Annotated in this window: 10 protein-coding genes and 2 rRNA genes; 2 read left to right on the top strand and 10 right to left on the bottom strand. The window is 27.6% G+C overall.

Going from position 1 to position 12,850, the window contains the following annotated elements; all coding sequences use genetic code 4:
* Positions 1-13 precede the first annotated feature (13 nt).
* From EXC36_RS01040 to rrf (EXC36_RS01010), 7 genes are all read right to left on the bottom strand, one after another.
* Positions 14-952 (bottom strand): hypothetical protein, encoded by a 939-nt coding sequence (locus EXC36_RS01040; RefSeq protein WP_129690057.1) that lies wholly within the window; start codon positions 950-952, stop codon positions 14-16.
* 23 nt (positions 953-975) lie between these two features.
* Positions 976-2,499, bottom strand: coding sequence for a hypothetical protein (locus EXC36_RS01035; RefSeq protein WP_129690056.1), 1,524 nt, complete (start codon positions 2,497-2,499; stop codon positions 976-978).
* Between the two features lie 313 nt (positions 2,500-2,812).
* Positions 2,813-3,676: an ROK family protein gene (locus EXC36_RS01030; RefSeq protein ID WP_010925032.1), complete on the bottom strand. Its 864-nt coding sequence runs from the start codon at positions 3,674-3,676 to the stop codon at positions 2,813-2,815.
* Between the two features lie 133 nt (positions 3,677-3,809).
* Positions 3,810-4,451, bottom strand: coding sequence for a Bax inhibitor-1/YccA family protein (locus EXC36_RS01025; RefSeq protein ID WP_129690054.1), 642 nt, complete (start codon positions 4,449-4,451; stop codon positions 3,810-3,812).
* Between the two features lie 128 nt (positions 4,452-4,579).
* A complete protein-coding gene (gene whiA, locus EXC36_RS01020; protein WP_041363985.1) occupies positions 4,580-5,413 on the bottom strand; it encodes a DNA-binding protein WhiA in 834 nt (277 codons plus the stop codon).
* Between the two features lie 32 nt (positions 5,414-5,445).
* A 5S ribosomal RNA gene (rrf, locus tag EXC36_RS01015) occupies positions 5,446-5,549 on the bottom strand.
* A gap of 173 nt (positions 5,550-5,722) precedes the next feature.
* Positions 5,723-5,826, bottom strand: a 5S ribosomal RNA gene (rrf, locus tag EXC36_RS01010).
* Positions 5,827-6,196: 370 nt separating this feature from the next.
* Here rrf (EXC36_RS01010) and cypl point away from each other — a divergent pair.
* Positions 6,197-7,435 (top strand): ABC transporter thiamine pyrophosphate-binding lipoprotein p37/Cypl, encoded by a 1,239-nt coding sequence (gene cypl / locus EXC36_RS01005; RefSeq protein WP_129690052.1) that lies wholly within the window; start codon positions 6,197-6,199, stop codon positions 7,433-7,435.
* A 23-nt stretch (positions 7,436-7,458) separates the two neighbouring features.
* A complete protein-coding gene (locus EXC36_RS01000) occupies positions 7,459-8,181 on the top strand; it encodes an ATP-binding cassette domain-containing protein (protein ID WP_223212139.1) in 723 nt (240 codons plus the stop codon).
* Positions 8,182-8,329: 148 nt separating this feature from the next.
* Here the strand turns inward: EXC36_RS01000 and dnaK are convergent, their stop codons facing one another.
* The 3 genes from dnaK to glpK all read right to left on the bottom strand — a co-directional run bounded on the left by dnaK (position 8,330) and on the right by glpK (position 12,730).
* On the bottom strand, positions 8,330-10,129 hold the full coding sequence (gene dnaK / locus EXC36_RS00995) for a molecular chaperone DnaK (protein WP_129690050.1): 1,800 nt from the start codon (positions 10,127-10,129) through the stop codon (positions 8,330-8,332).
* 334 nt (positions 10,130-10,463) lie between these two features.
* Entirely contained in the window at positions 10,464-11,207 is a 744-nt protein-coding gene (locus EXC36_RS00990) for an MIP/aquaporin family protein (RefSeq protein WP_010925026.1), read from the bottom strand.
* Positions 11,207-12,730: a glycerol kinase GlpK gene (gene glpK, locus EXC36_RS00985; RefSeq protein WP_129690048.1), complete on the bottom strand. Its 1,524-nt coding sequence runs from the start codon at positions 12,728-12,730 to the stop codon at positions 11,207-11,209. Before glpK ends, EXC36_RS00990 begins: the two co-directional genes overlap by 1 nt.
* Positions 12,731-12,850: the final 120 nt, after the last annotated feature.

The following is a 12,850-nucleotide window of genomic DNA, read 5'->3' as shown; positions in this document are numbered from 1 at the left end:
TAAATGAATTAGTTTATTTTATTAAACTACTACTTTGTTTTTTAGCTGAAGAGTATTTTTTAGTAATTCTTGAATTAAAGTACCTTGAAGCTTCTTCATTTATAAAAAGTGAGGTAATACCTTCAATGTTTCTAACAAAAAGTGAATTTTCAAAAAACTCAACTTCATGTCCTCTTGATAGAGAGTTTTCAATCATTTGAATGAAAGTATCAATAATAACTAAGTTTTCTTCTCCTGTTATGAATGTGTCTCATTCAATAACGTTAATTGGAGGCATTAGTTTTGGGTTAGCAACTGCAATAGGTAAAATTGATGATTGGTCGAATCTAACTGTGTCAAGAATAATTATTGAGTTTAAAACAACTGCATGTCCATCAATAATTTTTTCTGCAACTTTGTCGATAAAGTCTTTTAGAACACCTTGAATTTTTTCAACTGAAAGTAATGGAGTGTCTTCACTATAAAGATAAAGTTGAACTTGTAAAACTAAATCTATTAATTTAAATTGAGTGTTTCTTTTTAAAATTTCATTGTAATTTCATGAAGATTTGTTTAAAACTAAATTGAAATTGTCATATGAGTCAACTCCAGAAAGAGGCTTTGCATTAAGATCATCATATCTAGCTTCAAGAAGTTCAATTTTCTTTCTTCTTTCTAGTGAATCCTCTTCAATTTTTTTCATTTCAGTTTCGTTTAATGAAACACTTGTTGCAATTTCTTTAGTTTGCATAACTAAATCTTCATAGTTTGTTGAGTTTTCTAATTTTTCTCATGAACTATGAGATTTAGGTTCAAGATTAAGATCTTCAATGTTGTCAAATTCTTCATACAAAGTATCAATTATTTGAGTTTCGCTAGTTCTTAGTTGCTCTTCTGTTGTAGCTTGCTTTTCCAAAACTTCATTAGTTGTAATTTGTTCAGTTGTTATTTTATCGTTTGTTTTATTATTCATTTTTTATTTCTCCTTTGTATTAATTAAAGTGTTTGTTTTTCTGCTTGGCCTTCAAAGGTCTGCGCTTGTTTTGTCTCAACTGTGTTTTGTGGTGTTTCTTTATTGGTTTTTTTGTTTTTGATAGGTTTTTTCTTATTAAATGATTCGATTCTAAAAATTGAAACAACAGCAATTAAAAGCAACATTGTAAAACCAATTGTTAAAGTTACCATTAAAAGCAAGCTCATCTCTACAGGTAGGAACGTTTTGATAATTGTAGAGTCTTTAATTGAAGAGTAAAGAATAGTCACACATACTAAAACAAGGGCTATTGTCATGGCAATTGTTGATGAAATATAATTTTTAAAGTTAGGCATTTTAACCTTTGCCATAATGTTATAAACATTAATTAAGAAAATAAATATTCCAGTAACAATTAATAGATAAACACTTGATGTTTGAGTTCTAGTTAAAGACTCTGAAATTCCTATTAAGATAGTATTGACTATTACAACTAGAAAAGTAACAAATGTTGAAAATAACATGTTGTCTAAAGAGGTTGTAACTTGTCTTTTAGATTTTTTTTCTACAAAATTTTCTTCAAAATTTTGTTTAACAACTACTTTTCTTTTTAGTGATGTCATTGCTAAATAGAAAAATAGAACAGTGGTTGTAATTGCAATACCAATAATTAAAAGCAGTTTTGAATCACCCTCTGCTGCATTACTTGAATCGCTTCTAATAACTATTGCAACTATTGCAATTGCAACAGATATTACTAAAGAAGCAGCTGAAAGTAAGTCTCTACTATTTTTAATTTTTTCAATTTGAACTTCTCTTAAATCAACAACAGCATTTGATTTGAAAAGTTTGATAAATACAAAAGCAAAAACAATATATGTAAGCATCAATAATGAAAGCATAATCATTATTATTGAATAAATTAAGCCTTCATTTTGAGAACTTCGTACTTCAGATACTGCAAATGATCTTAAAAGCACAGCTATAACAATTACATATAAAGATCATGCAACAAAAAATTTATATTTTGTCTCTACTAAAGGAAAAGCATTTCTTCCAATTAGATAAAAATATGTCATGATTACAAATCATGTCACTGCATAAACAATAAATGTAATTAAGTAGAAGTTGGCTCTTGAAATAATAGAGTTTGTATTTTCTATTTTTATTATGCTTGTACTAATAGCCACTAAAATAAATAAGATTAGGTTATTGAAAAATATACCCAAGTAATATTTCAATGGTCAAACACTTTTAAAATGTGATCCAGTAAACAAAATAATAAAATTTGAAACAAGAGTAATTGTAGCCAAAACAAAAATTCAAATCAATTCAATGTTTTTTAGCGATTGTTCTCCAACTAAAATGTTATTGGGAAAAACAATATAATTCAACGAAGAAATCATTCCAAAAAATAGAGCAAGTAAAGTATATGAAATAATTTTTAGAAAAATTACTCCCTTGCTAACTTCACCTAAAATTTCAGACTGAACACTTGAATTAACTTTTGAGTTTTTTGGTTTTATATTCTCGTTAGTTGTGTCCATTTAGGTCCTTTCTTAAAGTTAAAAAAAACTAATAATAAATATCCATTTTTATAAGATTAGATATTACACATTTAATGTTAACACATTTTAATTTTTAATAAGTAAAATTGCGAATATTTTAATAAAAGATGATTTTCTTAATAATTTAAAAAAAATATAAAAAAAGTTAATTTTTCTACATTTTTTTAGGGAAAAACTAACTTTTTTCAATTTTTTGAAGTTTTTTAAATTCTTAGATTTTTTAAAAGATGATTTTTTAATTTTTTTTATGTTTCTTTTTTTGCTAGCAAAAACAAAATCATCTTTTTTTATTTTAAGAGTTATTTTTTGTTACAAGATGAAAAGCACCAATCAAGGCAGCATCATCATCTAATTCAGAAAATTTAAATTCAAGTGAATTCCATTGACTTTCAAACATTCTTTTTCTTGAAATTTCTATTGCCTTCATTATGTATCATTTGTTGTAACGAGCAACTGAACCGTCAAAAACTATTAAATTAGGATTTACAAAAGCAGCACTTATGGCAATCAAATTTGCAAGTGATTCAATGGCCTCTTCAATAATTTTATTATCTTCATAGTTGTACTTTGAAAGAAGCTCTTGTGCCTTCATATTTGATCTTAGACTTAGTCCTTTACCAGAGGCATAAAGTTCAATTGAACCTTGTCCATAACCAAAGCCACTTTCTTTATTTCAAGCAGCTGGTAAGTTTGCAATTTCTTGACCAAAGCCTTTTGATCCTGCAAAAATTTTATTCTCAATTATTAGTCCAGCTCCTATACCCGTTGAGACTGTAAAAAATTGTGTAACATCATCTTTTGTTCTTTTAAAATGATAGTGATGAGCAAGGGCCATTAAATTAGCATCATTTTGTGCTTTAATATTTTTTACATTAGTTTTTTGTTTTAAAAAATCAATAAAATGAAAATTTCTTCAACCTGGAAGATTAGGTAAATTAAAGAAAACTCCTTTTTGATAATCAGCTGGTCCTGGAGCTGAAATTCCTATTGCCTCAACTCCTTGATGGCCATTGATAAATTCAACTACTTGGTTCATAGTCTCTTCATAGTTTCTTGGATGGGAAGTTATTTTTTTATAATCTAGTTTTTTTAAGCTCTCATCATAAAGGGCAACTCTAGTGTTTGTTCCTCCAATGTCTATGGCTATAATTTTCATAAAAATCTCCTCTTAAATAATTTGTATAAATTGATTATTAAAATAATACATTGCTATTATAAAAATAGCCTTTATTTGTTAATTCCAAATAAAAAACCTTCAGTTTCCTGAAGGTTAAAATTTTTAAATTTAATTATCTAAGAAGATCTGCAGTAATAAGAACTAAGTTAACAACATCAATAAAGATTGAAAAAGCTGATGTTAAAGCTAAAGCTAGGAAAGCTGAAATAGTAATTTCTCTTTCATATGTTTGAATGTATTCAGCCTTTTTTTGAATAATTCAAATATCAAAACCAATTCAAAGACTAAAAATGATGTAAGCCAAAACTGAATAAATTGTATGCAATACTGAATTGAAGATAAAAAATGAAACTATTGAAAATATAATTAATCCAAATGTTCCAAAAATAAGAAAAGAATACAATTTTCAAAATTTAAAAATATTAAATCAGCTTAGTAATCCTATTACTATTAAAGTAGCTCCAGGAATAGCAATGATGGCTAGAGATTTTAAGACATTATTTTGATTAAGGGTTAAATAAATGCTTATTGAAGAACTAGCTAAAAAAGAAAGAGATAAAGTTCATGGAACAACTATAAATAAGGCAAAACCTATACTTGTTGACATTTTTCGTCTAAAGAAAAAAGAAACAATGAAAAGTGAAAAACTTGTACCTATCGCTATGTAAAGAAGTCGTTTTGCTCTTTGTAAGTCTTGAAAAATCCAATTAGTGCTAGTAAAAACCATGGTCATTGACATTAAAGACAACAACATAATCCCTAAAAATAAAAAAGTAGTGGCATAAAATTTGTTTTTGGTTAAAATAAAATGTTTTTTTTGTTTAATTGATAAATTGCTATTTTCAAACATATAAAAATTCTACACTTTTAATTCATAAAAACCTATTTATTTTCCTTATTGTTAAGATATATTTTCTTTAATTTAATTAACCAATGGTTTAGTCCACTTTTTGAAATATAAATATTTCTTTTTTCTAGTAATTCTTTAATTCCTTCAAGAGATAAATAAGGATATTCAAGTTTTAAATCAAAAAAAGCTAATTCTTTTTCATTAAAAAGGTATTTTAGATTTTTTTGATAAACAAAATTGATGTAAGTACAATGTTGTTTTGATGAATTTACTATTTTCAATGAGTTTTGTACATCTAAATTAGTAAATTTAACCATAGCGCTTTTCATATCTCTATTAATTTTTCGCTCTTCAAAAATAAAATAATTATTTAAAGCTCCTATTCCTTGTAAAAAAGTTGAAATGGAACTAACTCTTTTTAAATAAGCTACATACTTATTTTTTTTGGTCAGAATATTAAAATGAAAGTCATATTCATGTTTTAAAATCCTTTCCATTATTAAATTAAAATAATCTTGATAATTTGAGCTAAATTCAAGATGGTAGCTATTGGCTTCTTCTTTGCTAATAGAGCCTCTTGCTACAAAAACTCCAGCATAAAAGCTTGTAAAGTTGGTAATATTTTTAAAATTTAGTTTTTTAGCTTCAAAAATAAAGTTACCTTTTTCAAATTGATATTGAAATTTAAAATTATTTAAAAGTTCTTTAAATTTTTCAATTAAGTCAAAGCTATTAATCTTGCATCAAAGTTTATCTTCTTTTTTTACTCCAGAGGCCAAAACAAAGCCTTTTACAAAAGATTTAAATTTAGAAGAGTTAAATTTCGAGTTAATAAGTTCTCATTTTATATCATAGCTAAAAGACATTGTTGATTCCCTTCATCACAAAAAAGGCAAAAAAAAAGCAACTCCCTATTTTCCCCAGCGGGTATCGTCGGCACCACAAGTCTTGACTACTGAGTTCGGAATGGTATCAGGTATAACTTGCGTTATGGTCACTTGTTCTAAATAATACACTATTTTTAAAAAATTTTAATTTTTTTTAAAAATTTTTTTATAAAGCTAAGACTTAATCTTTTTAATAAAAAATAAAAAACTAAATTTAAATTTAAATCTAAAAGATTTTGATAAGCTTGTTTGTATTTATGCTTTTTTTTATATCAAAAAAAATATAAAAAAAAGCAACTCCCTATTTTCCCCAGCGGGTATCGTCGGCACCACAAGTCTTGACTACTGAGTTCGGAATGGTATCAGGTATAACTTGCGTTATGGTCACTTGTTCTAAATAATACACTATTTTTAAAAAATTTTAATTTTTTTTAAAAATTTTTTTGGCCTATAAAAGATAATTAATTTATAGAAAATAAGTTCTTTATTTATTAGTTATTTTTATATTTATTTAATATAAAAAGCATTAAATTTTAAATTTTTCACATTTTCATAGAAACTAAAAAATAGCTCATTTATTAATCAAATATATAATATAATGTTTAACAAAGGCAGGGGTACTATATCTCACTGAAAAAGTAGGTATGGTTGAGAAAAACTCTTTAGCTGATCTAATTAATATTAGCGTAGCGAGACTTTAAATTTCGTCTTAGAAATTACCACTTACTCTTCTCTGTCTTATGAAAATCGAGGAGAAACTTTATGAAACTAAAAAAATTTAAAATTTTAGCTGGTGTGTTTTTGTTTCTACCAGCTATTACTTTTGTCTCTTGTGTCGGAAATAGTAAAACAACTGAGCCTGGAAATAAGCAATCTTCTGATGTTAAAAATAATAATTCTACTACTGCTCAAAAATGAGACAAAGATGTTAGTCTAACCTTAAGAACACAATATTGAGAATTAAAAGCAGGGGATGGAAAAGAAGAAAAATTTTTAAAAGCTTTTTCAGAAGAATTTAAAAAACTCAAAGATGCAGATCCAGAAACAAAAAATCTTGATGATGTAAACTTTACAATCAAACATCAAGATGATAGTGGTCTAGTAGTTCAAGGACTTCAAACAGGAACTGATGATTTTGGAATAGCAAATGTTACTGAAACTGTAACTCGTCAAGATTCAGAATCTAAAAAATTACTTTCAAAATTGCATACTTTAACTAGAGCATTTAAATTTGACAAAGATGCAAATGCAAAATATGTAAATGGTCAAAATGATGATCCTTTAAGAAAAATTGCCACTGATACAAATGCAATTTTTAATAAAGAACCTTTATATAATAATTGGACTAGAGAAGCTCAAAAATGAGATGGAAAAAAATATGAATTTTTATATTCAAATCCAGATGATCTAGTTAGTTTTTACAGAGGTATACTTTTTATTCATGGAACAGAAAGTGATCTAAATCAAATTAAGAAAGCTTGAAATGAAAAAAATTGAGATACTTTTAGAAACTTTGGAATAATAAGCACAGATAATACTAACTCTTCAGGAAAATATCTTCTTCAAGAGAGTTTAATTAGAAAACACTTTAATCTAGGACAAAACTTTACTTTAGCAACAGATAAACTTAATCATCCTTCTAAATATAAAGTTGGAAAAGGTAGAGATATAGGTCAAGATGCAAATTTCAAAATTGCCTTTGATAAAGAAGGATCATTTGCATGAACTGAAAATGAAAAAGATGGAAAAAGATATACATCAAAAATTGAAAATGGAAAAGTTGAAGTTCTAACAGCAACCGAAAGACTTCCTTATGACATTGGTTCATTTAGAAAAGACTTTGATGAAAAACAAGCTAATTTAATTGTCCAAACTTTTATTAACTTAGGTAAAAGTGGAAAAGATAGCTTTGGTCCTTTTGTAGGTTATAACGGATATAAATCTATAGCTAACTTTGATGAAGAAGTTAGAAAAATTTTCAACAATGCTTATGGTCAATAAATAAAATGTTAAAAATTAAAAATTTGTTTTCGAGATATCCAGATAGTAAAAATTATATTTTAGAAGATGTTAACTTTGAACTCAAACCATTTGAAATAGCAGCAATTATAGGTCCTAGTGGTGTTGGAAAAACCACTCTTTTTAAGGCAATTGTTCAAAACTTAATAAATTCAAAAGACTCTCAAGTTATTTTGAATAATGTTGATTTAACCAAACTAAAATCAAAAGAGTTAAAAAAACAACTTAAAAATATTGGTTTTTTGTCTCAAAGTCCAAATTTAGTTTTGGATGATTTTGTCTATGTAAATATTAAAAGATCAATTGATGATTATCATAATTGATTTTTTAAGATCTTTGGAATCATAACTTTGAAACAAAAAAAACAAATTTTCGACACATTAGAATATTTGGGTATTCTAGATAAAGCATTTTGGAAAGCATCAGATCTTTCTGGAGGCCAACAGCAAAGAGTCGAAATTGCCAAAATCTTAATCAAAAAACCTAAATTAATTCTAGCCGATGAACCTACAAGTGCCCTTGATGTGGAAACTTCAAAAAACATTTTAAAATTAATTAAAGATCTTTCAAAAAACTTTCAAGGTTGTATTATTTTGAATGTCCATGATTTGAATATAGCTCAAAATTATGCTGACAAAATTTTCGGAATTAAAAATAACAAAATAGTCCAACTTGAAACAACTAATAAAAAGCTCTCTCAAGAACAAATTGATTTTATTTATAAATAATTGAATAAATAATGCTTAAAATATTAATAAAACAAGCCTCTTTATTAAGAATGACTTGTTTTTTTATTGTTTTTTTGAAAAACTAAATAAACAAAACAAAAATACCAACTCATTTTTAGTTGGTATTTTTTGATTTTAAAGATTTGAATTAGTTTGCTTTATCATCAACTATTTCAGCTTCAACTGTGTCACTATCTTTTGAATTTTCGGTAGCGGCTTGTTGAGCACTATATTGAGCAAAAGCTTGAGCTGCTTGTTCAATTTGTTCTAGTTTAACTTTTAGCTCTTCAATTTTGTCATCTTTAATTAAATCTTTTAATTCTTGAATTTGTTTTTGTGTTTCTTCTTTAGCTTTAGCATCAACTTTATCACCTTGATCAACTAATGATTTTTCAAGTTGAGAAATTAATGACTCAGCTCTAACAATAACTTCAACTTTTTCTTTTTTAGCTTTATCAGCTTCTCTGTTTTCTTCAGCTTCTTTTACCATTTTTTCTACTTCTTCATCTGAAAGTTTTGAAGAGTTTTTGATGGTTATTTCTTGTTCTTTATTAGTTTTTAAATCTTTAGCTTTAACTGTTGTAATTCCGTTAACATCAATTGAAAATGAAACTTCAATTTGAGGCACTCCTCTAGGAGCTGGTTCAATTCCACTTAGGTTAAATTGTCCTAATTGTTTATTGTCGCTTGCCATTGGTCTTTCACCTTGAACAACTGAAATTGTTACTTCACTTTGATTATCAGCTGCTGTTGAAAAAACTTGTGATTTTGTAACTGGAATAGTTGTGTTTCTTGGTATCAATGGAGTAGCAACACCACCAAGGGTTTCAATTCCTAGTGTTAAAGGAGTAACATCAAGTAATAGAACATCATTGATATCTCCTGCTAAAACTCCACCTTGAATTGCAGCTCCAATAGCAACAACTTCATCAGGGTTAATTGAACGATTTGGTTTTTTACCAAGAACATGCTCTACCATAGATTGAACAGCAGGAATTCTAGTTGATCCTCCAACTAAAAGAACTTCACTAAGGTCACTTGCTTTAATTTTTGCCTCTCTTAGAGCATCTTCAATAGGTTTTCTAGTTCTATCAACTAAATGAGTTGTCATTTTTTCAAATTCACTTCTTTTTAGTTCTAAATCAACGTTAATAGGTCCTTTAGAAGTAACTGACAAGAAAGGAAGAGTAATTTGAGCTACCATTTGTGCTGAAAGGTCAATTTTTGCTTTTTCAGCTGCTTCTTTAAGTCTTGTCATTACCATTTTGTCTTTTGAAGGGTCAAAATCATATCTATTTTTAATTTCTTTAGTTAATCATTCAACAATAACATGGTCTCAATCATCTCCTCCTAGGTGGTTGTCTCCACTAGTTGAAAGAACTTCAAAAGTTCCATTTTCTAACTCAAGTACTGAAACGTCAAATGTTCCTCCCCCTAAGTCATAAACTAAAACTTTCATTTCTTTTTCTTTTTTGTCTAGCCCAAATGAAAGAGCAGCAGCTGTGGGTTCATTGATAATTCTAAGAACATCTAAACCTGCAATTTTACCTGCAATTTTAGTTGCCTCTCTTTGAGAGTTATCAAAATAAGCTGGAACAGTAATTACTGCTTTTGTTAATTTTTTACCAACTTTTTTCTCAGCATATTCTTTCAAGTGAGAAAGAATCATAGCTGAAATTTCCTCTGGTTTATAAGTTTTTCCATTTGCTTTAACAGTTTTAGTAGTTCCCATTAATCTTTTAATAGAAGCAATTGTGTCAGGGTTAGTTTCAAGTTGTCTTTTTGCAATTTCCCCAACTTGAATTTCTCCATTTTTAAAAGCAACTACCGAAGGAGTTGTTCTTTTACCATTAAAGTTTTCTAAAACTACTGGTTTTTTATTTTCAATAATTGAAACAACAGAGTTTGTTGTCCCTAAGTCAATTCCTAAAATTATTTCTTTTGGCATAGTCTAAAATGTCTCCTTTACAAAAATTTATTTAACTTAGTTATCTTTTTATATTATTTTTGCTTTTTACCACCGGTTAGTAAATAACAAAATTTGGTGCGTAATTTTTTGTCTTACATTTTGAAGTATATCACAAAATTAGCACTCAAATGAATAAAGTGCTAATTTTTTTTTTTTTTTTTTAGGTTAAAAAAAATAATTTTAAGAATTTTTAATTTTAGCTAGCTTAATAAAAATTACTTTTGGATTTTTATTAATTATAAATTTATTCTTATTTTTATTATTTTAAGTTCCTTTAATCCTTATAAATAATAAAAAATAAATTTTTAATCTTTTAAATTAATGCAAATAAACCAATGGTAGTTCCTGCTAGCAGTGGAGAGACAATTGGCACAAAACTATAACTTCATTGAGCTGAAGCACTTTTTTGTTTTCAAACTAAAGTGCTAAAAACTCAAAAAGCAAGTCTAGGTCCAAAATCACGAGCTGGATTGATTGCATAGCCACTTACTGAACCAAGAGATAATCCAATTGATAAAACTAAAAGCATTACAGGAATGGCTCCTAAACTTTGAAAAGCTTGAGTATTTTTGCCTTTTGAAAGGGCAAAAATAACTCCAATTAAAACTAAGCTTGCTACATATTCATATAAAAGATTTTGAACAAGCCCTTTTTCATTAAAATTATCATATACCCCACCAGTTGCACTCATTGCACGCATCAAATTTCAATCGTTAGTTTCTTTAATATTTTTATAGTTAATTATATATAAAATTACTTGCCCTATAAAAGCTCCTAAAACTTGAACTAAAAAATAGACAAAAAACTTTCAAAGAGCTAAGCTACCTGAAACTAAAGCAAAAATAGAAACAGCTGGATTAAGATGAGCTGGTGAATTTAATGAAAAAGCTACAATAACTCCCATTAAAACTGCAAGGCCCCAACCTAGGGCAATCATAATTCATTTTCCATGTTGGTTAGCAAGCATTCTTTTAAGATGAGTTGACATACCTACACCATTTCCAAGTAAAATCAAAACTAAAGTTCCTAAAAACTCACCTAATATATCTAAGTGCATTATTCAATGTCCTTTTGTCAGTTTAAAACTCTTTTTACAGCTTCATTTCATCCTTTTAATAAAACATCAACTTCTTTTTGATCAACAGAAGGTTTGAACTGATGATCAATTTTGATCATTTTTTGAATTTCTTTTATATCTTTTCAAAAACCAACGGCCAATCCAGCTAAATAAGCAGCTCCTAGGGCAGTAGTTTCTACATTGGCTGGTCTATGAACATCTAAATTTGAAATAGATGCTTGAAAGTTCATTAAATAATCAGACTTGCTAGCTCCTCCATCTACTTTAAGTAAAGTTATTTTTTGACCTAAGTCTTTTTCCATAGCTTTAATTAAGTCATTACTTTGATAAGCTATTGACTCTAAAGTAGCTTTAATAATATGTTCATTTTTAGTTCCTCTTTCAAGGCCAAAAATTGCTCCTTTAGCATAAGAATCTCAATATGGAGCTCCTAGTCCAGTAAAAGCTGGAACAACATAGACTCTTTGGTTATCTTTTACCAAGGAGCTATAAAAATCACTTAAAGCTGCATTATATAAAATCCTTAGTGAATCTCTTAGTCATTGAATAGCAGCTCCTGCTACAAAAACTGAACCTTCTAAGGCATAAATTGTTTTTTCATTACCTAATTTTCAAGCTATTGTTGTTAAAAGTCTATTTTTAGAATTAACTGGTTTTTGACCAGTGTTAACCAAAGTAAAACATCCTGTTCCATAAGTGTTTTTTACCATTCCTACTTCAGTGCACATTTGACCAAATAAAGCTGATTGTTGATCTCCTGCTACTCCAGTAATTGGAACTTTCCCCTTGGCTTTATTTGACCACAGACTGCTTTGAACAAAGCCATAAAATTCAGAAGAGGCCTGAACTTTAGGTAAGATGCTTCTTGGAATTTTTAAATAATCTAGAATCTCTTGATCTCAATCAAGGCTATGGATGTTAAAAAGCATAGTTCTTGAAGCATTTGAAACATCGCTAGCATGAACTTTTCCACCAGTTAATTTCCAAATCAACCAAGTATCAATTGTTCCTGCTAAAAGTTTTCCTTTAGCCAATTTTTCTTTGGCTAAAGGAACGTTTTCTAAAATTCATTTTAATTTAGTAGCACTAAAATATGGATTAATAATTAGTCCTGTTTTTTCTCTAAAAAACTCAGTTTTATTTTCAGCTATCATCTGATCACAAAAGCTTGAAGTTCTTACATCTTGTCAAACTATGGCATTATAAACAGGCAAGCCTGTGTCTTTATCTCAAACAACAATATTTTCTCTTTGGTTGGTAATACCTAAAGCCACAATATCACTTGATTTAATTTGGGCTTTGTTTTTTACACTTTGCATAGTTGAAAGTTGAGTATTTCAAATTTCTAAAGGGTCATGTTCAACTCAACCTGATTTAGGAAAATATTGACTAAATTCATTTTGAGCAATGGCAATAATTTCACCTTTTTTATTAACAATTAATGAACGACACGATGTAGTTCCTGAATCCAATGTAATAATATATTTTTCGTTATTTTCCATTTTTCACCTCTTTTTCTAGTAAGTTTCTAAATTGTTTCAAGTTAAAAACTTTTTTAATTAGATTTAGTTTTACTATTTTTTAATATAAGAAATGTTGGATCAGCTAAAGTTTTATATTTT

Source organism: Mycoplasmopsis pulmonis, from assembly GCF_900660575.1.
In the GTDB taxonomy this organism is placed as follows: Bacteria; Bacillota_I; Bacilli_A; order Mycoplasmatales; family Metamycoplasmataceae; genus Mycoplasmopsis_B; species Mycoplasmopsis_B pulmonis.
This window is presented reverse-complemented; position numbering and strand designations above follow the sequence as displayed.